Below are 20,987 nucleotides of genomic sequence, written 5' to 3' on the forward strand. Positions count from 1 at the left end.
GTTACATTCCGAACCCGGAAGCTAAGCCTTTCAGCGCCGATGGTACTGCAGGGGGGACCCTGTGGGAGAGTAGGACGCCGCCGAACAATCATTGTAGAAAGCCCCGTACCGGGTATCCGGTACGGGGCTTTTCTGCGTTTACCCTCCACGTGGCGTATACGGAGATGCAGACCGTCCTGCACGGATGAGGAGAGCGCAGCCATCTCGTCCTGGACGCTCCGACCCTGTTGAGCCGAAATCCTACGAAGGCCAGGGCGTGGCCGGGCTCGACCTCAACCGGTGACGACAGGGCTTGGGGGGTGTCCGGCAGATCATGGCCGGGCCCGATCCTGATCCGCCGGACACCCTTAGAGGCGGCCGGCGGATTTGAGGGCCAGGTAGGCGTCGGAGAGGGCCGGGGCCAGGGTGTCCGGGGTGGCGTCGACCACGTGGACTCCGTGGCGGGTGAGCTGCTTCGCCGTGCGGCGGCGGGCCGCCTGGGACTGGGTGCCGGCCGCGGCCTCGTAGACCGCGTCGAGCGAGCCGCGGGACTTCGTCATCGCCTCTATGCGGGGGTCTGCCACGGAGGCCAGCAGGACCGTGTGGCGCTGCGTGAGGCGGGGGAGGAGGGGGAGCAGGCCTTGCTCTGTCGGGGCGGCGTCGAGGCTCGTCAGAAGGACCACCAGGGACCGGCGCGGGGCGTTTCGGAGGATGGTGGAGACCAGGGTGCGGGCGTCGGTTTCGACGAGCTCCGGTTCCAGGGTGGCCATGGCGCCCACGAAGGCCGGGAGGATGTCGCGGGCCGAGCGGCCCTGGACCTGGGCGCGGGTGCGGCGGTCGTGGGCCAGCAGGTCGACGCGATCGCCCGCGCGGGAGGCCAGGGCGGCCAGCAGCAGGGCCGCGTCCATGGCGGAGTCCAGGCGCGGGGCGTCGCCGACGCGGCCCGCCGAGGTGCGACCGGTGTCCAGGCAGATCAGGATGTGCCGGTCGCGCTCCGGGCGCCAGGTGCGGACGGCGACCTTGTGCTGGCGGGCCGTGGCCCGCCAGTCGATGGAGCGGGTGTCGTCGCCGGGGACGTAGTCGCGGAGGCTGTCGAACTCGGTGCCCTCGCCGCGGGTCAGGACGCTCGTACGGCCGTCCAGTTCGCGCAGCCGGGCCAGGCGCGACGGGAGGTGCTTGCGGCTGGTGAAGGGTGGCAGGACCCGGACCGTCCAGGGGACGGTGTGGGTGCCCTGGCGGGTGAGCAGGCCCAGTGGCCCGTACGAGCGGATCGTCACGCGGTCGGCGTGCCGGTCGCCGCGTCGGGTGGGGAGCAGCCGGGTGGTGATCCGGCGGCGTTCGCCGGGCGGGATCGTCAGGGTGTGCCGGGAGGCCTCGGCCTCGGTGCCCGGGAGCCAGCTGCTGGGCGGCCAGGCGTCGCGGATGCGGGCCCGGAGCGCGCGGGTGCCCGGGTTGGTGAGGGTGAGGTGGACCTCGGCCGGTTCGCCGAGGCGGACCGAGGTATCACCCGTGCGGGTGAGGGTGAGCCTGCGGACCGGCGCGGCGAGGGCGTAGTCGAGGGCGCAGGCCGCGGCGAGGGTGCCGTTGACCGCGAGCATCCCCGTCCAGCTCGGTTCGAGGATGCCGACGGGGAGGCTGCCGAGGGCCGCCAGCAGGGCGGCGCGTCCGGTGAGGGCCATCAGCGCGGGACGGGGACGTGGGACAGGATCGCGGTGATGACGGCGTCGGCCGTGACCCCTTCCATCTCGGCCTCCGGGCGGAGCTGGACGCGGTGGCGCAGGGTGGGCAGGGCCAGGGCCTTGACGTCGTCGGGGGTGACGTAGTCGCGGCCGGTGAGCCAGGCCCAGGCGCGGGCGGTGACCAGCAGGGCGGTCGCGCCGCGCGGGGAGACGCCGAGGGTGAGGGACGGCGATTCGCGGGTGGCGCGGCAGATGTCGACGACGTACCCGGAGATCTCCGGGGAGACGGACACCTTGGCGACGGCGTCGCGGGCGGCTTCGAGCTCGGCCGGGCCGGCGACCGGGCGCAGGCCCGCGGCCTGGAGGTCGCGCGGGTTGAAGCCGGCGGCGTGCCGGGTCAGGACGCCGATCTCGTCCTGGCGGGAGGGGAGGGGCACGGTGAGCTTGAGGAGGAAGCGGTCCAGCTGGGCTTCCGGGAGGGGGTACGTGCCCTCGTACTCGACCGGGTTCATGGTGGCGGCGACGAGGAACGGCTCGGGCAGCTTGCGCGGGGTGCCGTCGACGGTGACCTGGCGCTCCTCCATGGCCTCGAGGAGGGAGGACTGGGTCTTGGGCGGGGTCCGGTTGATCTCGTCCGCGAGGAGCAGGTTCGTGAACACCGGGCCGTTCTGGAAGGAGAACTCGGCGGTGCGGGCGTCGTAGACGAGCGAGCCGGTGACATCGCTGGGCATCAGGTCCGGGGTGAACTGGACGCGCTTGGTGTCGAGGGCGAGGGAGGCGGCGAGGGCCCGTACGAGGAGGGTCTTGGCGACGCCGGGTACGCCTTCGAGGAGGACGTGGCCGCGGCACAGGAGGGCGACGACGAGACCGGTGACGGCCGAGTCCTGGCCGACGACGGCCTTTCCGATCTCGGTGCGGATCGCTTCCAGGGAGGAGCGGGCGCTGTCCGTGGTGGCCGTCATGAGGTGCGGACCTCTCTTTCGAGGGCATCGAGGTGGTCGGCGAGCGCGACGAGTGCCGCGTCGTCGGCGGGTGTGGTGCCGAAGAGGAGGGCGGTCAGGTCCCGGCGTCTGTCCGTATGCCAGTCGTCCGTCAGGCGGGCGGACACGGCGGGGACCAGGGCCGCGGGTTCGTGGGCCCGGGTGGGCGGTACGCCGGCCAGGGCGGCCAGGCGTTCGCGGGCGGCGGCGCGCAGCACGGTGGCGGCGCGGTCGCGGGCGCCGGCCTTGCGGTACAGACGGGCGCGGCCCTCGGTGGTTTCGGAGGCGCGGATGGCGACGGGCAGCTTCTCGGTGACGAGGGGGCCGAGTCGGCGGGCGCGCCAGAGGGCGGCGAGGACGGCGGCGACGAAAAGCTGGAGGAGGGCCCAGCCCCAGCCGCGGGGGACGAGCTCGAAGAAGCTCTTCTCCTGCGCGGGGTCCTCGTCCTGGACCTCGGTGAGGGAGGGCAGGTACCAGACGAGGTCGGGGCGGGAGCCGAGGAGTTGGAGGGCGAGGGAGGCGTTCCCCTCGGAGGCGAGCTTCTTGTTGAGGAGGATCGTCTCGGAGCCGAGGAGGACGGTGTCGCCGCCGGTGGTGCCGGAGGGGAGGACGAGGAGGGTGGGGTGGCCGTCGCTGGGGTAGCAGGCGGTACCGGTGGCTGCGCCGCTGGTGTAGCGGTGGCCGCCGCCGGTGGTGGCGCGGCCGGCGGAGACGGCGGCGGGCAGGGCGCAGCCGGGGTCGAGGCTCTGGTCGGGGGCGCTGCCCTTGGTGCGGGCGGCCGGGGCCAGATCGGAGAGGCTCGGGCTGCCGGGGGCGAGCAGGACGGTGCGGCCGCCGGAGAGGTCGATCGCGGAGCGGATGGCGCGTTGCTGGGCGTCGCCGAGCCGGTCGGGGTCGGTGACCAGCAGGGTGGTGCCGGGGCCGGCCGCGGCGGCGGCCTCGCGGGCGGTGGTGACGACGCGGGTGGTGACCCCGCGGGCCTGGAGCAGCTCGGCGACGGCCCGGCTGCCGTCGGGGTCGGCGGAGCGGGGGTCGAGGCGGCCGTGGCGGCTGCCCGAGCCGAGGGCGGCGAGCGTGACGGCGGCGACGAGCAGGATCCCGAGGCAGATGAGGATGCCGCGGGAGCGCCGCCACACCGCGGCGGGCGTGGTCCCCCCGGTGGCCGTCCCGGTGGGTCCGCCGGATGCCGGGGCGGGGGTTCCGGTGCCGGTGGCTCCGCCGGTGGGTGCGGGGGTGTCGGCGGCTGCGCCGGGCGGCGGAGCGCTGCCGGGCAGCGTGCCGAGGGGGCCGCCTGGCGGGGTGTTGTCCGTGTCCGGGGTGTCGGTGGCCGCGCCGGGTGTGGTGCTGCTTGTGCCGGCGGCGGACGGGCCGCCTGGCGGCGGGGCGGCTGGCGGGGTGCTGTCCGTGTCCGGGGTGTCGGTGGCCGTGCCGGGTGTGGTGCTGCTTGTGTCCGGGGCGGCGGGCGGCCGGGTTGGCGGGGTGTTGTCCGTGCTCGGGGTGTCGGTGGCCGCGCGCGGTGTGCTGCTGTTCGTGCCCGGGGTGGGGGCGGTCATGCCTGGGGTCCCGTCAGGAGCGGCTTCGTACGGGTCAGGGTGAGGTCGAGGGCGCGCAGGCGGGCGTACATGCCGGCGTCGGCGGGGCGGCCGCCGTACGTGACGTCGTCGAAGGCGCGGGCCGCCGTGCGGAGGGCTTCGGCGTGGTCCGGGAGGGGGACGGAGGCTTCGGCGGCCGCCTCGTCGGCGGTGCGGCCCGGGCGCGGGTCGAGCAGGGTGCGCTCCTCGAGGGAGCGCACGATGGCACGCATGCGCTCCTGGACGGCTTCGGTCCAGCGGCCCGCGGCGGCGTGCGCGTCGGCTGCGGCGCGGTGGTCGGCGGCGCTGCGCAGCGTGTCGTCGAACAGGGTGGCCGGGCCGGTGGCGGTCCGGCGGGGGGAGCCGAGCCGCCACCAGAGGGCGGCGACGGCCAGGACGACCAGGGCGGCGATCGCGACCAGGCCCAGGGTGCCGCCGGGGGTGGCGCCCGAGGCGTGGTCGAAGAGGTCGCCGACCCAGTCCCAGAACCGGTCCAGGGCGCGCTGGAACAGACCCGGGTCGTCCTGGTGGTACAGCGGCTTGGACAGTTCGCGTTCGGCCGCCTCGCGGGCGGGGTCGCGCGGTGTCGTCACCGGTGGTTGGTCCGCGGTCGGCAGGAGCGCCGCGCAGAGCGTGATGAGGCCCCCCGTACTCATCATCGGCGCATCAGCCTCCGGTCGGCGGTGCGGTGGCGTCCGGGCCGTAGTTCTCCAGGCCTGCCGCCCGGGCGAGCTCCAGGTCGAGGGCCTCGCGCCGGATGCGCTGGTCGACGTACAGGAGGACGGTGACGCCCGACTGGATGGGCATGGTGATGGTCTGCGCGATGACCGCGCCGATCGCGGAGAGGATGAGCGGCGCCCAGCCGGTGGTGGCGGTGCCGTTCTCCAGGCTCGCCACTCCGCCGTCGGAGAAGCCGATGGCGAGGCCGACGGCGGTGAGCGGCCAGATGATGACCGCCGAGACGAACGCGGTGATGAGGCCCGTCAGGGCGGTGATGCCGAAGATGCGCCACCACGAGCCCTGGACGAGCCTCGAGGAGCGGCGGAGCGAGGTGATGACGCCGCTCTTCTCCAGCATCAGCGCCGGCGAGGCCAGGCCGAACCTGATGCCGAGCCAGACGATGAGCGGGATGGCGGCGAGGCCGCCGAGGAGAGCGAGGCCGATGCTGCTCAGGGCGATGCCGGGCAGGATCAGCGCGAAGAGGATGACGACGCCGCCGAGGGCCAGCAGGAGGGTCAGCCCGAGCAGGCGGAGCAGCTGGGGGCGGGCCTCGCGCCAGGCTTCGCCGATCGTGGACCCGTGGCCGAGCACGGCACGACTGAAGATCATCGTGAGCATGGCGGCGGCCACGATGGTGCCGATGAGCTGGACGAAGCCGTTCGCGAGCAGGACCACCATGGTCCCGCCGAGGGTGTCGAGGGCGTCCTGCAGGCTCGCCTTCGGGTCGGAGGCGACGGGGAGGCCGGAGAGCGCGTACTTCTGCACGAGCACGCTGATGACCTGGACGACGGTGGCCACGACCAGGGTGATCGGCAGGACCGTGCGCCAGTGGCTGCGCATGGTGGCGACCGCGCCGTCGAGGATCTCGCCCAGGTCGAGGGGGCGCAGCGGGATCACGCCGGGCTTGGCGGCCGGGGGCTTGCCCCACTGGCCGGGGCCGCCCGGGTAGCCGTACTGGCCGCTCTGGGCGCCCTGCGGGCCTTGGGAGCCGCCGTACGACCCCCAGCCTGCGCCCGGCTGCGGCTGCCGCTGCGGCGGGGCCTGGGGGGTTCCGGGGCTCGACCACTCGCCGGGAGGCGGCTGCTCGGCGGACCACTTCTGTCCGCCGGTGGACGGCTGCGTGCTGCCTTCGCCGCCGTCTCGACCGTCGGGTGCGCCCGGCCGCTCGCCATCGGACGAGGAGGGTCCGGGCACAGCCCAGCCCGGAGAGTCGTTCATCGTCGCTCCTTCACGTGCACCTGCGGGGCGGGGGCGCTGGTCGGCTGCCATCGTGCCACGTGGGACTGTTGAGTGGACCGGCCGTCCCCCCGGAACTCCGCCAGCCCGCGCCTTCAATTGTCGCCGGGATCCGGGGCAGACTGGTCGGCCTGATGTCCACGCAGGTCCGAGGGGCGATTTCCAGCCCTTTTGGCTGTGGGACAGCTCACCGCCGGGTAACGATTAGCTAATGGGATGATGTCAAGCATGAAGGGACGAGTCCTTGTCGTCGACGACGACACCGCGCTGGCCGAGATGCTCGGCATTGTGCTGCGTGGAGAAGGTTTTGAGCCGTCGTTCGTAGCGGACGGCGACAAGGCATTGGCTGCCTTCCGGGAGGCGAAGCCGGATCTCGTGCTGCTGGACCTGATGCTGCCCGGACGGGACGGCATAGAGGTCTGCAGGCTGATCCGGGCCGAGTCCGGAGTGCCGATCGTCATGCTCACCGCGAAGAGCGACACGGTGGACGTCGTCGTGGGCCTGGAGTCCGGGGCCGACGACTACATCGTCAAGCCGTTCAAGCCGAAGGAGCTGGTGGCCCGCATCCGGGCCCGTCTGCGCCGGTCGGAGGAGCCCGCGCCCGAGCAGCTGGCCATCGGTGACCTGGTCATCGACGTGGCCGGGCACTCGGTCAAGCGGGACGGTGCCTCGATCGCCCTGACCCCGCTCGAGTTCGACCTGCTGGTCGCGCTCGCGCGCAAGCCCTGGCAGGTGTTCACCCGCGAGGTGCTGCTGGAGCAGGTCTGGGGCTACCGGCACGCGGCGGACACCCGCCTGGTCAACGTGCATGTGCAGCGTTTGCGCTCCAAGGTCGAGAAGGACCCGGAGCGCCCCGAGATCGTCGTGACGGTGCGCGGTGTCGGCTACAAGGCCGGACCGAGCTGACGTGCAGCCCGGCAGGCCCCGGCGCGGCTCCCGCTGGGGGGCCCTGCGGGGCGGCCGGCTGCTCCAGGACGGAGCGCCCGGCGGCCCTGTGCTGCGGCTGTTCGTACGCCTCGTACGCCGGCCGCTGCTTCCGGCTGTCCGGCTGTGGCGGCGCAACATCCAGCTGCGGGTGGTCGCCGCCACGCTGCTGATGTCGCTGGCCGTGGTCCTCGCGCTCGGTTTCGTCGTGATCGCCCAGGTCAGCAAGGGGCTCCTCGACGCCAAGGAGGAGGCCGCGCAGAGCCAGGCGGCGGGCGGGTTCGCGGTCGCACAGGAGAAGGCCAACACGCCCTCCACCGTGGACGGGCCCGAGGTCACCGACAACAAGGTCGGGCAGGACGCCAGCACCTGGATGAACTCGCTGGTCAAGCAGCTCGCCAGCGGCGGCCAGACCGCCTTCGAGGTGGTCGCGCTCGGCGCCGGCCCCGGCGCGGGCGGGCAGCCCGACGGGCCCACCGTCTCGGGCGTCAAGGGCGCCCGTGCCTCCGGCAACGTGGACCCGACCGCGAGCGTCCCCCCGCAGCTGCGGCGGGAGGTCAACCACGCCACCGGGACCTTCAAGACGTTCTCCCAGATCCGGTACACCGCCGGGGCCGCGGGCAAGGCGCCCGAGCCCGCGCTGGTGGTGGGCAAGCGGCTCACCGACATCAACGGTGACCCGTACGACCTGTACTACCTCTTCCCGCTCACGCAGGAGGAGGAGTCCCTCAACCTGATCAAGGTCACCATCGCCACCGCCGGCGTGTTCGTGGTCGTGCTGCTCGGCGCGATCGCGTGGCTCGTCGTGCGCCAGGTCGTGACGCCCGTGCGGATGGCCGCCGGGATCGCCGAGCGGCTCTCGGCCGGGCGGCTCCAGGAGCGGATGAAGGTCACCGGCGAGGACGACATCGCCCGTCTGGGCGAGGCCTTCAACAAGATGGCCCAAAATCTCCAGCTCAAGATCCAGCAGCTGGAGGACCTGTCGCGGATGCAGCGCCGGTTCGTCTCCGACGTCTCGCACGAGCTGCGGACGCCGCTGACGACCGTACGGATGGCAGCCGATGTCATCCACGACGCCCGGGTCGACTTCGACCCGATCACGGCCCGCTCCGCCGAGCTGCTGGCCGGGCAGCTCGACCGTTTCGAGTCGCTGCTCGCGGACCTGCTGGAGATCAGCCGGTTCGACGCGGGTGCCGCGGCCCTGGAGGCGGAGCCGATCGACCTGCGGGAGGTCGTACGCCGGGTCATCGACGGCGCCGAGCCGCTCGCCGAGCACAAGGGCACCCGGATCCGGGTGCTGGGCGACACCCAGCCCGTCATAGCCGAGGCCGACTCCCGGCGCGTGGAGCGGGTGCTGCGCAACCTCGTCGTCAACGCCGTGGAGCACGGTGAGGGCCGCGATGTGGTGGTGCGCCTCGCGTCGGCGGGCGGCGCCGTCGCGGTGGCCGTACGGGACTACGGCGTCGGGCTCAAGCCCGGCGAGGCGACCCGCGTCTTCAATCGCTTCTGGCGGGCCGACCCGGCCCGCGCCCGCACCACCGGCGGAACCGGCCTCGGCCTGTCGATCGCCGTCGAGGACGCGCGGCTGCACGGCGGCTGGCTCCAGGCCTGGGGCGAGCCGGGCGGCGGTTCGCAGTTCCGGCTGACCCTGCCGCGGACCGCCGACGAGCCGCTGCGCGGGTCCCCGATCCCGCTGGAGCCGGAGGATTCCCGGGCCAACCGGGCCAGGGCCGCGGCCGACGCGGCGGGCTTCAAGGCGTCCCCGCGGGCGCCGCAGGCCCCGGGGCGGCCCGACCGCTCGCCGATCCCGCCGCGGTCGGCGGTAGCCGGGGCGCTGCCGGTGCCCGCGGACCCGACGGCCCTGCCGGGCAACGGGGCCCGCGTCGTGGCCCGGCCGGCCGACCAGGCGGCAGCCGACCGGGCCGCCGCGGCCGACCAGGCAGCAGCACAGGAGGATGGAGCAGGTGGACGCTGAGCCCGCACGGGTACGCAGGGACGACCGCCGCCGGTGGCGGGCGGTGCGCGCGTACGCCTTCGGCGCGGCCGGGCTGCTGCTGGCCGGCTGCGCCTCCATGCCCGACCACGGCGAGATCCGCGAGGTGCGGGCCTCGCAGGGCGTCGACTCGCAGGTCCGGGTGTTCGGCGTACCGCCGGCCGACAAGGCCAGCGCGGCCGACATCGTCGACGGCTTCCTGGAGGCCATGACGAGCGACGACCCGCAGCTGCAGACCGCCCGGAAGTACCTCACCGAGGACGCGGCGAAGAACTGGAAGCCCGGCGCCGCCGTCACCGTGCTCTCCGCGGGCATCGACCGGTTCTCCGTGCAGGGCGAGAAGGACCCCTCGGGCCCCCGCTGGAAGATGACCGGCAAGAAGCTCGCGACGGTGGACGAGCGCAGCGCGTACCAGCCGGAGACCACCGGCGCGCGCTACGAGGAGTTCCTCCAGCTGGTCCAGGAGAACAAGCAGTGGCGGATCGCGACGCCGCCGAGCAGCCTCGTGCTCAGCGAGTCCGATTTCCAGCGCATCTACATGCCGGTCAACAAGTACTACTTCGCGGGCGGCAGCCTCGTCGCCGATCCCGTGTACGTGCGCCAGCGCAGCGACCCCGACTCGCGGATGGACCCGACCACGCAGACCGTGCAGTCGCTGCTGGCCGGGCCGTCCAAGTGGCTGGGCCCCGTGGTCACTTCGAGCTTCCCCACCGGAACGGAACTGCGCGCGGGCACCAAGTCTCTTGCGTACGACGGCCAGAACGCGCTGAAGGTGCCGCTCAACGACAAGGTCGACAACGTCGCGCAGCCGCAGTGCCAGAAGATGGCCGCGCAACTCCTGTACACCGTGCAGGATCTGACGGCCTCCCGGCTGGCGCGGGTCGAGCTGCTGCGCGCGGACCGGTCCTCGCTGTGCTCGGTGACCGATGCGGCGGCGGCGGCGATCGCCCACCGGGTGCCGAGTCCCGAGTACCAGTACTACGTCGACAGCGAGAGCCGGCTCGTCCGGATGAAGCTCGACATCGCCAGTGAGGACCAGCAGTACCGGGCCGAGCCGGTGCCGGGGCCGCTGTCCCCCACCGCCACGAGCCCCGGGTTCAAGGTGGGCTCCGCGGCCGTCTCGTACGACGAGAAGCGCGCGGCGGTGGTGTCCGAGGACGGGCACGGGCTGTACCTGGTGAACCTGACGACGGCCGGGCCCATGCCGCAGCCGGTGCTGATCGGCAAGGCCGCCAAGCCGAACGGGCTGGGTGCGCCGAGCTGGGACGCGGCGGGCGACCTGTGGATCGCGGACCAGGATCCGCAGAATCCGGGGCTGTACCGGGTGGCGGGCGGTACCGGGACCCCGCAGAGGATCGATGTGGCCGGGCTCGACGGCCGGATCACCGCGCTGAAGGCGTCCCCGGACGGGGTACGGATCGCGCTGCTGGTGCTGCAGAAGGACAACCGCAAGCGCCTGTACATCGGGCGGATCGAGCAGCCGGACGGCAGCAGGTCGGCCGGGTCGCCGGTGTCGGTGCGCGAGCTGCGTCCCGCGGCCCCGCAGATGGCGGACGTGACGGCGCTGAGCTGGGCTCCGCGCGGTCGGCTGCTGGTGGTCGGCCGGGAGAGCGGCGGGGTCGTGCAGGCCCGGTACATGCTGGCGGACGGGTCCATGGTCGCGGCGAGCCTGCCCGGGGCGACCGGGCTGGTGTCGGTCGCGGCGACGGAGGACGAGAAGAAGCCGGTGGTGGCGGCCTCGGACGAGGACGGCATCGTGTGGCTGCCGCCGGGGGCGCAGTGGCGCACGGTGGCGGCGGGCGGCCGGGCCCCGGTCTACCCCGGCTGACCTGCCCTTTCGCACCCCGGTGCCCGGTTGTCCACAGGGGTGGCGGGCGGTCCGGCCGGCCCGGCACAGTGGTGGGCATGCGGGGGTGGTGGCAGGAGCTCGCCGGGCTGGTCCTGCCGGTCGACTGCACCGGCTGCGGGGCTGCCCGGGTACTGCTGTGCGCGGGCTGCGCGGCGGCGCTGAGCGGGGCCGCGGCGGGGTGTGTGCGGCCGTCTCCGCGGCCCGAGGGGCTGCCCGTGGTGTATGCGGCCACCGCGTACGAGGGCGCCGTACGGGAGGCCTTACTGGCGCACAAGGAGCGCGGGGCGCTGCCGCTGGCCGGGCCGCTCGGTGCTGCCCTGGCGGCGGCCGTCCGTGCGGGCGTCCGCGCGGGAGCGGCCCGGGCGGCGGGGGAGGAGCTGGTGCTCGTCCCGGTGCCGTCGGCGCGGCGGCAGGTGCGGGCGCGCGGGCACGATCCGGCCCGCAGGATCGCCCTGGCGGCCGCGGGGCGGCTGCGGCGGTCCGGTGTTCCCGCGCGCGTGGCGCCCGTACTGCGCCATGTCCGGCCGGTGGCCGATCAGGCGGGCCTGGGGGCCGGGGAGCGCCGGGAGAACCTCGCAGGGGCCCTGGGGGTGTGCCGCGGGGGCGCGGCGCGGCTGATCGCCGGTGTGCGGATCGTGCTGGTGGACGACTTGATCACCACCGGAGCCACGCTCGCGGAGGCGGCCCGGGCGGTGCGGGCGGCGTCGGTCGGACCGGTGGCGGGGGCGGCCGTGGTGGCGGCTCCGGCGGGATCCTTCGTACGAATCCGGTCGACAACCCGTACAGACCAACGTTCTTGTGAATAGATTTGGAACTCACGGGGAAGGCGCATCGTTGCAGGCAGTAAGAGGGAACAGCCACCTGAACGGAGGTACGTTCCGGTAGCGGGTGCCGACAACCGGCATGGAGAGATATGTTCGGTTGTAAGGAACTGGCGAGTCCTGGCTCCACGCATCGGATCGCACGTTTCGTCGTTTCTGAATCTTCGTGTCAGAGGCTGTCTCTCGACTCCGAAGTCGGTGGGGTGTAGATCTTGCCGATGGGGGAGGAGGAGGTGAAAGTCGCCAAGTCCGAGGCTCCGGTGTTCACCGGGGCCTGGTGCGAAAGGGAGACGCTTCGCCCCGTGGGCGGAGCTATCCGGGAACGGAGTTCTGCGTGGACATCGTCGTCAAGGGCCGCAAGACCGAGGTGCCCGAGCGGTTCCGCAAGCACGTGGCCGAGAAGCTGAATCCGGAGCGGATCCAGAAGCTCGACGCCAAGGTGATCAGCTTGGACGTCGAGGTGTCCAAGGAGCACAACCCGCGCCAGGCCGACCGTTCCGACCGCGTGGAGATCACCCTGCATTCGCGGGGCCCGGTGATCCGTGCCGAGGCCGCTGCCGCGGACCCGTACGCGGCGCTCGACCTGGCACAGGACAAGCTGGAGGCCCGGCTGCGCAAGCAGCACGACAAGCGCTACACCCGCCGTGGCAACGGGCGGCTCTCGGCGGCCGAGGTCGCCGACGTGGTTCCCGGCGTGGCCCGGCTGAACGGGAGCGGCCAGCCCGTCACGGAGGAGGCGGCGGACGCGATCCCGACCACCCGGATCGGATCGCTGGAAGTACAGGGCGAAGGCCCGCTCATCGTCCGCGAGAAGACGCACTCTGCCGCACCCATGCCGCTCGACCAGGCTCTGTACGAAATGGAACTGGTCGGCCACGACTTCTATCTGTTCGTCGACTCCGACACCAAGATGCCGAGCGTCGTCTACCGGCGCCACGGCTATGACTACGGCGTGATCCACCTCAACTCCGACGAGGCGTCCAGCTCGGGTGAGCCCGGCTCCGGCGCGGGCGGGGCGCTCGGCGGCTGACGCCGCGTCCTGATTTTCGGTGAAGTGCCCCCGGGGATGCAGCAGCGTCTCCGGGGGCCCCTGTGTGACTCGTATACGCCAGGTGACCGTCGCAGGCTCCCCGCCGGGTGGCGCGGGCATGGAATCATGGCGGGCAGTCAACCGCCGGACATTCCCGTCCGGTTGGCTCGGCAGCTCGGTACATGCAGGGGGAGGAACGATGGCGGACAGCTTCGGGCCGGTGCGCGGTGATGAGGGCGGCGAGCCGATCCGGGTGCTCGTCGTCGACGACCACGCCCTGTTCCGGCGCGGGCTGGAGATCGTCCTCGCGCAGGAGGAGGACATCCAGGTCGTCGGTGAGGCGGGGGACGGCGCGGAGGCGGTCGACAAGGCGGCGGACCTGCTGCCGGACATCGTGCTGATGGACGTGCGGATGCCGCGGCGCGGCGGTATCGAGGCGTGCACCTCGCTCAAGGAGGTGGCCCCCTCCGCGAAGATCATCATGCTGACGATCAGCGACGAGGAGGCGGACCTCTACGACGCGATCAAGGCGGGAGCCACCGGATACCTCCTGAAGGAGATCTCGACCGACGAGGTGGCGACGGCGATTCGCGCGGTGGCCGACGGGCAGTCGCAGATCAGCCCGTCGATGGCCTCGAAGCTCCTGACGGAGTTCAAGTCGATGATCCAGCGGACGGACGAGCGGCGGCTGGTGCCGGCGCCGAGGCTGACGGACCGCGAGCTGGAAGTGCTCAAGCTCGTGGCGACCGGAATGAACAACCGCGACATCGCGAAGGAGTTGTTCATTTCCGAGAACACCGTGAAGAACCACGTCCGCAACATCCTGGAGAAGCTACAGCTGCACTCCAGGATGGAGGCCGTGGTCTACGCGATGCGGGAGAAGATCCTCGAGATCCGCTGAGACTCTCAGAGGGTCAGAGGGTCAGAGGGCGGCCAGTTCCGCGGTGACCGCGGCCGCCTGCTCGGGAGATCCCGCGCGCTCGATGCGCACGGCGTCGCAGCCGACCCAGGCGGCCGCCTCGCGGAGCGCTTCGGCCATGGGGCGGGCCGCCTTGAGGGTGCTCAGGGAGAGCTGGCGGGCCACCAGTGTGCTGCCTTCGCGGGCCGGGTCGACCCGGCCCTGGAGCCGCCCGCCCGCCAGCAGCGGCATCGCGAAGTAGCCGTGTATCCGCTTGGGCTTGGGGACGTACGCCTCCAGCCGGTGCGTGAAGCCGAAGATCCGCTCCGTGCGCGGCCGGTCCCACACGAGGGAGTCGAACGGTGAGAGCAGGGTGGTGCGGTGGCGCCCCCGGGGGGCCGCCGCCAGCGCGGCGGGGTCGGCCCAGGCCGGCTTCGCCCAGCCCTCGACCTCGACCGGGACCAGGCCCGAGTCGGTGATCACCGCGTCGACCTGCTCGCCCTTGAGGCGGTGGTAGTCGGCGATGTCGGCGCGGGTGCCCACGCCCAGGCTCTGTCCGGCCAGCGCCACCAGGCGGCGCAGGCACTCGCGGTCGTCCAGGTCGTCGTGGAGCAGCGCGTCCGGGACCGCCCGCTCGGGGAGGTCGTAGACCCGCTTCCAGCCGCGGCGCTCGGAGCAGACCACCTCGCCGGTGTCGAGCAGCCACTCCACCGCGATCTTGGTCTCGGACCACTCGAACCACTCGCCGCCGTTCTTGGCGCCGCCCAGCTCGGTCGAGGTCAGCGGGCCGTCGGCCCTGAGCCGGTCCAGCACCGCCTGCGTCGAGCGCTCCTTGTCCCGCAGGACGTGCCAGCGGTGGCCGCGGGCCCGGCGGGCGCGGCGCCGGAACGCGAAATGCGGCCACTCCTCGATCGGCAGGATGCAGGCCGCGTGCGACCAGTACTCGAAGGCGTGCCGGTCCGACCAGTAGGCCTTCTCCACGGTGTCCCGGCCCACCGCGCCCAGCCGCGCGTACGGGATCAGCTCGTGCGAGCGGGCCAGTACGGAGATCGTGTCCAGCTGCACGGCGCCCAGATGGCGCAGGACGCCCCGCACCCTCCCCCTGGCTCCGCCGGGGGTACCCCCACCCCGGCGGTCGGGCGCACCGAGGAACCCCTGCGCCCGCAGGGCGATCCGGCGGGCCTCGTCGGCGGACAGGGACAGGGTCGGCTGCGGCGCGGTCGTCATGGCCGCACCCTAGAGGGCGCCACCGACAAGAGGGCGCCACCGGCGATCACGCCGGCGGTGACGGGGCCGGTGACGGCGGTGACGGCAGCGGTGACGGCAGCGGGGACGGCAGGTACGGCAGCGGGGACGGCAGGCCCAGGTCGCAGGGGAGCAGGGCGCCGATCCAGCAGTCGCGCAGGGCGCCGCGGAGGTCGAGCGCGGCCCGCAGGGTGCCCTCGACACGGAATCCGGCCCGTTCCGCGACGGCGCGGGAGGCCGCGTTCCCCACGGCGGCGCGCCACTCCAGCCGGCCGGCGCCGACCTCGGTGAACAGCCACCGGGCGACGCCGCGGACCGCCTCGGCCATGTAGCCGCGTCCGCGGTGCTCCTTGGCCGTCCAGTAGCCGATCTCGTACTCCCCGGGGCCGCGCACGTGCACGCCGACGGAGGCGACCAGCGGGCCTTCGGCCCCGAGCCGCACCGCGAACGTGTACCCGGTGTCGTCGCGCCAGCCGTCGGCGCAGAGCCCGGTGACCCAGCCCTCGGCGTGCCCGCGCTCGTACGGGGAGGGGACGAGCGTCCAGCGCTGGATGTCGGGGTCCTGGCAGGCCGCGTACACCTCGTCGGCGTCCGAGGGGGCGAAGGGCCGCAGGAGGAGGCGTTCGGTGGTCAGCGTGGTCGGCTCCATGGAGGGATTGTGGCCACGCCGGGTCCCCCGGGCGAGCGTTTTTCGCCCGCACCGGCACCTTCCGCCGCTCCCGTACGTTCTCATTCCGGGCGCTCGCGCCCTGCGGAAGGTGTGGACCTCCCGACGCGACCGCGTCCTCGCTTACGATGGCCGTTGCGGTGGGGCCCACCCTCCGTGCCCGTGTACGAACCAGTGCCAGGCCCGACCGGCAAGGAGACAAACCTCGGTGTCCGTCTTCAACAAGCTCATGCGTGCAGGCGAAGGCAAGATCCTGCGCAAACTGCACCGCATCGCGGACCAGGTCAACTCCATCGAAGAGGACTTCGTCAACCTCTCCGACGCCGAGTTGCGGGCGCTCACGGACGAGTACAAGCAGCGTTACCAGGACGGCGAGAGCCTGGACGACCTGCTGCCCGAGGCCTTCGCGACCGTCCGCGAGGCCGCCAAGCGCGTCCTCGGCCAGCGGCACTACGACGTCCAGATCATGGGCGGTGCCGCGCTGCACCTCGGCTACGTCGCCGAGATGAAGACCGGTGAGGGCAAGACCCTCGTCGGCACGCTTCCCGCGTACCTGAACGCGCTGTCCGGCAAGGGCGTCCACCTGATCACGGTGAACGACTACCTCGCCGAGCGCGACTCCGAGCTGATGGGCCGGGTGCACAAGTTCCTCGGCCTCGAGGTCGGCTGCATCCTGGCGAACATGTCCCCGGCCCAGCGCCGGGAGCAGTACGGCAACGACATCACGTACGGAACGAACAACGAGTTCGGCTTCGACTACCTGCGCGACAACATGGCGTGGTCGGCGGACGAGCTGGTGCAGCGCGGCCACAACTTCGCCGTGGTCGACGAGGTCGACTCGATCCTGGTCGACGAGGCCCGTACCCCGCTGATCATCTCCGGCCCGGCCGACCAGGCCACGAAGTGGTACGCCGACTTCGCGAAGCTGGTCACCCGCCTCACCAAGGGCGAGGCCGGCCAGCCGCTCAAGGGCATCGAGGAGACCGGCGACTACGAGGTCGACGAGAAGAAGCGCACCGTCGGCATCCACGAGGCCGGTGTCGCGAAGGTCGAGGACTGGCTCGGCATCGAGAACCTCTACGAGTCGGTGAACACCCCGCTCGTCGGCTACCTGAACAACGCCATCAAGGCGAAGGAACTGTTCAAGAAGGACAAGGACTACGTCGTCATCGACGGCGAAGTCATGATCGTCGACGAGCACACCGGCCGTATCCTCGCCGGCCGCCGCTACAACGAGGGCATGCACCAGGCGATCGAGGCGAAGGAAGGGGTGGACATCAAGGACGAGAACCAGACCCTCGCCACGATCACCCTGCAGAACTTCTTCCGCCTGTACACCAAGCTGTCGGGCATGACCGGTACGGCCATGACCGAGGCCGCCGAGTTCCACCAGATCTACAAGCTCGGTGTCGTCCCGATCCCGACCAACCGCGACATGGTCCGCAAGGACCAGCCGGACCTGATCTACCGGACCGAGGTCGCGAAGTTCGCCGCCGTCGTCGACGACATCGCGGAGAAGCACGAGAAGGGCCAGCCGATCCTCGTCGGCACCACCTCGGTCGAGAAGTCCGAGTACCTCTCTCAGCAGCTCTCCAAGCGCGGCGTCCCGCACGAGGTGCTGAACGCGAAGCAGCACGAGCGCGAGGCCTCGATCGTCGCCCAGGCCGGCCGCCGCGGCGCCGTCACGGTCGCCACGAACATGGCCGGCCGCGGTACCGACATCAAGCTCGGCGGCAACCCGGACGACCTCGCCGAGGCGGAGCTGCGCCAGCAGGGCCTCGACCCCGAGGAGCACATCGAGGAGTGGGCGCACGCGCTGCCCGCGGCCCTCAAGCGTGCCGAGGCGGCCGTGAAGGCCGAGTTCGAAGAGGTCAAGGCGCTCGGCGGGCTGTACGTGCTGGGCACCGAGCGGCACGAGTCGCGCCGTATCGACAACCAGCTGCGCGGCCGCTCCGGCCGTCAGGGCGACCCGGGCGAGTCCCGCTTCTACCTGTCGCTGGGCGACGACCTGATGCGCCTGTTCAAGGCGCAGATGGTCGAGCGCGTCATGGCGATGGCGAACGTGCCGGACGACGTGCCGATCGAGAACAAGATGGTGACGCGCGCGATCGCGTCGGCCCAGTCGCAGGTCGAGACCCAGAACTTCGAGACGCGCAAGAACGTCCTGAAGTACGACGAGGTCCTCAACAGCCAGCGCGAGGTCATCTACGGCGAGCGCCGCCGCGTCCTGGAGGGCGAGGACCTGCACGAGCAGGTCCGGTTCTTCATGGACGACACGATCGACGCGTACATCGCGGCCGAGACGGTCGAGGGCTTCGCCGAGGAATGGGACCTGGACCGGCTGTGGGGCGCCTTCAAGCAGCTCTACCCGATCAAGGTCACGGTCGCCGAGCTCGAGGACGCGGCGGGCGACCGCGCGGGCATCACCGCCGAGTTCATCGCGGAGTCCGTCAAGGACGACATCCACGAGCAGTACGAGGCGCGCGAGAAGGCGCTGGGCTCCGACATCATGCGCGAGCTGGAGCGGCGCGTGGTCCTGTCGGTGCTGGACCGCAAGTGGCGTGAGCACCTGTACGAGATGGACTACCTGCAGGAGGGCATCGGCCTGCGGGCGATGGCCCAGAAGGACCCGCTGGTCGAGTACCAGCGCGAGGGCTTCGACATGTTCAACGCCATGATGGAGGGCATCAAGGAGGAGTCCGTCGGCTACCTGTTCAACCTGGAGGTCCAGGTCGAGCAGCAGGTCGAGGAGCTTCCGGTGCAGGACACCGAGCCGGCGGCCGCGCGTCCGGAGATCCGGGCCAAGGGCCTGGACGCCCCGCAGCGGCCGGACCGGCTGCACTTCTCGGCGCCGACGGTGGACGGCGAGGGCGGGGTCGTCGAGGGCGACTTCGACGCCGACGAGGCGGGCGACGGGATGACGCGGGCGGAGCGCCGCAAGGCCCAGAAGGCCGCGGGCGGCCGCCGCCGCAAGAAGTAACCCGCTGCCCGTACGGGCACCCCCGCCGGGGCCGGACACCACTCGCGGTGTCCGGCCCCGGCGGCGTTCCGGCACCGGGGCGGGTGCCGCGCCTCGCCGGGGGCGGGCGCCCGGGGAACGCGTCGTGCAGCGGTTACGGGAGGGGGCCCTGGAATTCGACGGCTGCGCAGCGCCAGCGGAGGTCCTGGCCCTGCTCCAGGCGGAACGCCATGGCCGAGACGCGGTCGCCCGTCGCGATGCGGGCGAAGGCCTCGATCACGCCCGGCCCGGGGTGGAAGCGGCCGCACTGGCGCAGGACCGGGCGGAGCCGGTCCCGGAGCGGGGCCGTGGGGGCCAGGGTGACCAGCTGGTCGTACGCGGGGCCGACCGTGTGGCCCAGCAGCGAGTGGACCGGCCGCTGGCCGCTCACCACCGCCAGCAGCCGCTCCGCGAACCAGTCGTGCGGGCCCCGCGGGGTCCGCGCGGGGCGGCGCTGGTCGTGGCGGCCGGGGGGCCGGGTGGTGTTCCTGGTCCTGGTCATGGCGGTCGTCCCCGAGAAGTCCGGGCCCGGAGCGGTACCGGGCGGTAACTTGGTAGGGGACTTCTACGGTTCCTGACCACCCTCCGCAACGGCGCCTCCGGGGCCCGGACGGGCCGGGACCCGTTCACCTATCCGGGTGGGCGCCGCGAGCCCCCCGGCCGGTCCGGGCGACTCAGAGAGGCACGCGGTGGACGGAATCCGGCCGTCGCCCGGCAGCCCGAAGGGGGACCGCCGCCGTCACCGGACGGAGTCCGGGCCGTCAGGGCCGGGTCGTGCCTGGGCCCCGCCCGCCGGGGCCCTGCCGTGCCCGGGGGCGTCGGGAAAGGCGGGGGCAGTCGTATCCTGAGGGCGTTTCCGACTACCGAAAGCAGCCGGCCATGCGCGTGTACGTCCCCCTGACCCTCCCCGGGCTCGCCGCGGCGCACAAGGCGGGTGAGCTGGGCCCCGCCCCGCTGCGTGCGTACGCCGTCACGCCCGGCCTGCGGGAGTGGTACGTGTCGGACGACCTGGAGGAGCTGGAGTACGCCGCCCTCGGCCGGGCCGCCGCGGCCTCGCTGCGGATGATCGCCGAGGACGAGGCCGCCCCGCGCAAGCGGGTCGTCGTCGCCGTCGACGTGGCCGACAAGGCCGCCGCCGCGACCCCCGGGACCGACGAGGCCGCCCTCGGCCAGGTGACCCTCGCAGGGACCGTACGGCTCTCCGTGGCCGCCGCCGTGCACGTCGACGCCGATGACGCCCTGGGCGACGTCTCGGCCGCCGCCGCCGCCCTCGAGGCCGCGGACGGCGGGGACGACGACGCGCAGTTCACCGTGGACGGCGCCGAGGACCACGAACTGCTGTGGTTCGGCGTCCAGGAGATCCCGGGGCTGCTGAAATGACCGCAGCCGCCCCCGCCGTCCTCGACACCGCCGCCGCTCCCGTCCACATAGTCTGGGACTGGAACGGCACGCTGCTGCACGACATCGACGCCGTGATCGCCGCCACCAACGCCTCCTTCGCCGAGTTCGGCTTCGCGCCGATCACGCTGGAGCGCTACCGCGAGCTGTACGTCGTACCGGTGCCGAAGTTCTACGAGCGGCTGATGGGACGGCTGCCCACCGACGCCGAGTGGGAGGTCATGGACGCGACCTTCCACCGGTACTACTGGGCCGCCGCCGACACCGCCGGGCTCACCGACGGGGCCCGCGAGCTCCTGCGGGACTGGCAGGCGGACGGGCTCACGCAGTCCCTGCTCTCCCTCGCGCCCCACGAGAAGCTCGTACCGCTCGTCCAGGCGCACGGCATCGACCGGCACTTCCTGCGCGTCGACGGGCGGATCGGGCCCTCGCACACCAGCAAGGCGGGACATCTCGTACGCCATATGGCGGCCCTGGAGGAGACCGGTGTGACCGCCGGCCGCACGGTCCTCATCGGGGACGCCGCGGACGATGCGCTCGCCGCGGCCCATGTGGGCGCCCGGGCCGTCCTCTACACGGGTGGTTCGCACAGCCGCAGCAGTCTTGAACAAGCCGGGGTCCCCGTCGTCGACTCGCTGGCCGAGGCCGTACGCACTGCTCGCGAGCTGGCCGGATAAGTACTGGCATCGGGCGGGTCGCGTCACTGCGCACATCGTCAAAGTTACCGACCTGCTTTTGTACAGATCTGGTGCGTGACTTAGAGGGGGGCAGGCGAGATAGCCTGGTACCCGTGATCAGCGCGATAGTCATCGGGGGCATTGCCGCCTCCGGCCAGCGCCCGGCGCACGACCGTGCCCGGGCCTTCGCTGATCCCCGCTGCCGGGACCTCGAGCCGATCATGGCCAAATCCCTCCCGGGCGGCTCTCACGACGGCATGGCGCCGATTCCCAGCGGTCACCCCGCGTCGCGGCGCTACGTCATTCCTTCCTTCACCTACGT

The 20,987-nt window shown here is 72.6% G+C and carries 17 protein-coding genes and 1 rRNA gene; 10 read left to right on the forward strand and 8 right to left on the reverse strand.

Going from position 1 to position 20,987, the window contains the following annotated elements; translation table 11 throughout:
• A 5S ribosomal RNA gene (rrf, locus tag AB0I68_RS29285) occupies positions 1 to 86 on the forward strand; the annotation flags it as partial.
• Between the two features lie 261 nt (positions 87 to 347).
• On the opposite strand, the gene AB0I68_RS29290 is transcribed toward rrf, so the two are convergent.
• The 5 genes from AB0I68_RS29290 to AB0I68_RS29310 are packed head-to-tail and all read right to left on the reverse strand — an operon-like array spanning position 348 to position 6,147.
• Positions 348 to 1,658: a DUF58 domain-containing protein gene (locus tag AB0I68_RS29290; protein WP_363180375.1), complete on the reverse strand. Its 1,311-nt coding sequence runs from the start codon at positions 1,656 to 1,658 to the stop codon at positions 348 to 350.
• A complete protein-coding gene (locus AB0I68_RS29295; RefSeq protein WP_363180376.1) occupies positions 1,658 to 2,620 on the reverse strand; it encodes a MoxR family ATPase in 963 nt (320 codons plus the stop codon). The genes AB0I68_RS29290 and AB0I68_RS29295 overlap by 1 nt, the downstream gene beginning before the upstream one ends.
• Positions 2,617 to 4,191: a DUF4350 domain-containing protein gene (locus AB0I68_RS29300; RefSeq protein WP_363180377.1), complete on the reverse strand. Its 1,575-nt coding sequence runs from the start codon at positions 4,189 to 4,191 to the stop codon at positions 2,617 to 2,619. The genes AB0I68_RS29295 and AB0I68_RS29300 overlap by 4 nt, the downstream gene beginning before the upstream one ends.
• A complete protein-coding gene (locus AB0I68_RS29305; RefSeq protein WP_363180378.1) occupies positions 4,188 to 4,868 on the reverse strand; it encodes a DUF4129 domain-containing protein in 681 nt (226 codons plus the stop codon). Before AB0I68_RS29305 ends, AB0I68_RS29300 begins: the two co-directional genes overlap by 4 nt.
• 7 nt (positions 4,869 to 4,875) lie before the next feature.
• Entirely contained in the window at positions 4,876 to 6,147 is a 1,272-nt protein-coding gene (locus AB0I68_RS29310; RefSeq protein ID WP_363180379.1) for a hypothetical protein, read from the reverse strand.
• 234 nt (positions 6,148 to 6,381) lie between these two features.
• Between AB0I68_RS29310 and mtrA the strand changes: the two genes are divergently transcribed.
• The 6 genes from mtrA to AB0I68_RS29340 all read left to right on the forward strand — a co-directional run bounded on the left by mtrA (position 6,382) and on the right by AB0I68_RS29340 (position 13,683).
• On the forward strand, positions 6,382 to 7,071 hold the full coding sequence (gene mtrA / locus AB0I68_RS29315) for a two-component system response regulator MtrA (protein WP_189973359.1): 690 nt from the start codon (positions 6,382 to 6,384) through the stop codon (positions 7,069 to 7,071).
• Position 7,072: 1 nt separating this feature from the next.
• On the forward strand, positions 7,073 to 9,064 hold the full coding sequence (mtrB, locus tag AB0I68_RS29320; protein WP_363180380.1) for an MtrAB system histidine kinase MtrB: 1,992 nt from the start codon (positions 7,073 to 7,075) through the stop codon (positions 9,062 to 9,064).
• Complete coding sequence (locus AB0I68_RS29325) at positions 9,054 to 10,910, forward strand: LpqB family beta-propeller domain-containing protein (protein ID WP_363180381.1); 1,857 nt, start codon at positions 9,054 to 9,056, stop codon at positions 10,908 to 10,910. The genes mtrB and AB0I68_RS29325 overlap by 11 nt, the downstream gene beginning before the upstream one ends.
• Before the next feature lie 77 nt (positions 10,911 to 10,987).
• A complete protein-coding gene (locus AB0I68_RS29330; RefSeq protein WP_363180382.1) occupies positions 10,988 to 11,737 on the forward strand; it encodes a phosphoribosyltransferase family protein in 750 nt (249 codons plus the stop codon).
• 349 nt (positions 11,738 to 12,086) lie between these two features.
• Entirely contained in the window at positions 12,087 to 12,782 is a 696-nt protein-coding gene (raiA, locus tag AB0I68_RS29335) for a ribosome-associated translation inhibitor RaiA (RefSeq protein WP_363180383.1), read from the forward strand.
• A gap of 199 nt (positions 12,783 to 12,981) precedes the next feature.
• Entirely contained in the window at positions 12,982 to 13,683 is a 702-nt protein-coding gene (locus tag AB0I68_RS29340; RefSeq protein WP_363180384.1) for a response regulator transcription factor, read from the forward strand.
• A 21-nt stretch (positions 13,684 to 13,704) separates the two neighbouring features.
• On the opposite strand, the gene AB0I68_RS29345 is transcribed toward AB0I68_RS29340, so the two are convergent.
• Positions 13,705 to 14,907 carry a crosslink repair DNA glycosylase YcaQ family protein gene (locus tag AB0I68_RS29345; protein WP_363180385.1) on the reverse strand — a complete coding sequence of 401 codons (1,203 nt, stop codon included), beginning with the start codon at positions 14,905 to 14,907 and terminating at the stop codon, positions 13,705 to 13,707.
• A 46-nt stretch (positions 14,908 to 14,953) separates the two neighbouring features.
• Positions 14,954 to 15,574 (reverse strand): GNAT family N-acetyltransferase, encoded by a 621-nt coding sequence (locus AB0I68_RS29350; RefSeq protein WP_363180386.1) that lies wholly within the window; start codon positions 15,572 to 15,574, stop codon positions 14,954 to 14,956.
• 226 nt (positions 15,575 to 15,800) lie between these two features.
• Here AB0I68_RS29350 and secA point away from each other — a divergent pair, with 226 nt between their 5' ends.
• Entirely contained in the window at positions 15,801 to 18,572 is a 2,772-nt protein-coding gene (gene secA, locus AB0I68_RS29355) for a preprotein translocase subunit SecA (RefSeq protein WP_363180387.1), read from the forward strand.
• A gap of 133 nt (positions 18,573 to 18,705) precedes the next feature.
• Here secA and AB0I68_RS29360 read toward each other — a convergent pair whose 3' ends face one another.
• A complete protein-coding gene (locus AB0I68_RS29360; protein WP_363180388.1) occupies positions 18,706 to 19,092 on the reverse strand; it encodes an Rv3235 family protein in 387 nt (128 codons plus the stop codon).
• A gap of 377 nt (positions 19,093 to 19,469) precedes the next feature.
• On the opposite strand from AB0I68_RS29360, the gene AB0I68_RS29365 reads away from it, so the two are divergent.
• Both AB0I68_RS29365 and AB0I68_RS29370 read left to right on the forward strand, forming a co-directional pair.
• The gene (locus tag AB0I68_RS29365; RefSeq protein ID WP_363180389.1) at positions 19,470 to 19,970 is read left to right on the forward strand and encodes a hypothetical protein; all 501 of its coding nucleotides are present in this window, start codon (positions 19,470 to 19,472) and stop codon (positions 19,968 to 19,970) included.
• Entirely contained in the window at positions 19,967 to 20,665 is a 699-nt protein-coding gene (locus AB0I68_RS29370; protein WP_363180390.1) for an HAD family hydrolase, read from the forward strand. The genes AB0I68_RS29365 and AB0I68_RS29370 overlap by 4 nt, the downstream gene beginning before the upstream one ends.
• Positions 20,666 to 20,987 lie beyond the last annotated feature (322 nt).

Source organism: Streptomyces sp. NPDC050448 (assembly GCF_040655295.1).
In the GTDB taxonomy this organism is placed as follows: domain Bacteria; phylum Actinomycetota; class Actinomycetes; order Streptomycetales; family Streptomycetaceae; genus Streptomyces.

Coding starts and splice junctions, on each gene's coding strand:
- mtrA (WP_189973359.1), top strand. CDS start 6,382: ATGATGTCAAGCATGAAGGGACGAGTCCTTGTCGTCGACGACGACACC.
- AB0I68_RS29310 (WP_363180379.1), bottom strand. CDS start 6,147: ATGAACGACTCTCCGGGCTGGGCTGTGCCCGGACCCTCCTCGTCCGAT.
- AB0I68_RS29370 (WP_363180390.1), top strand. CDS start 19,967: ATGACCGCAGCCGCCCCCGCCGTCCTCGACACCGCCGCCGCTCCCGTC.
- AB0I68_RS29300 (WP_363180377.1), bottom strand. CDS start 4,191: ATGACCGCCCCCACCCCGGGCACGAACAGCAGCACACCGCGCGCGGCC.
- AB0I68_RS29365 (WP_363180389.1), top strand. CDS start 19,470: ATGCGCGTGTACGTCCCCCTGACCCTCCCCGGGCTCGCCGCGGCGCAC.
- AB0I68_RS29350 (WP_363180386.1), bottom strand. CDS start 15,574: ATGGAGCCGACCACGCTGACCACCGAACGCCTCCTCCTGCGGCCCTTC.
- AB0I68_RS29345 (WP_363180385.1), bottom strand. CDS start 14,907: ATGACGACCGCGCCGCAGCCGACCCTGTCCCTGTCCGCCGACGAGGCC.
- AB0I68_RS29330 (WP_363180382.1), top strand. CDS start 10,988: ATGCGGGGGTGGTGGCAGGAGCTCGCCGGGCTGGTCCTGCCGGTCGAC.
- AB0I68_RS29295 (WP_363180376.1), bottom strand. CDS start 2,620: ATGACGGCCACCACGGACAGCGCCCGCTCCTCCCTGGAAGCGATCCGC.
- AB0I68_RS29290 (WP_363180375.1), bottom strand. CDS start 1,658: ATGGCCCTCACCGGACGCGCCGCCCTGCTGGCGGCCCTCGGCAGCCTC.
- AB0I68_RS29340 (WP_363180384.1), top strand. CDS start 12,982: ATGGCGGACAGCTTCGGGCCGGTGCGCGGTGATGAGGGCGGCGAGCCG.
- AB0I68_RS29305 (WP_363180378.1), bottom strand. CDS start 4,868: ATGATGAGTACGGGGGGCCTCATCACGCTCTGCGCGGCGCTCCTGCCG.
- AB0I68_RS29360 (WP_363180388.1), bottom strand. CDS start 19,092: ATGACCAGGACCAGGAACACCACCCGGCCCCCCGGCCGCCACGACCAG.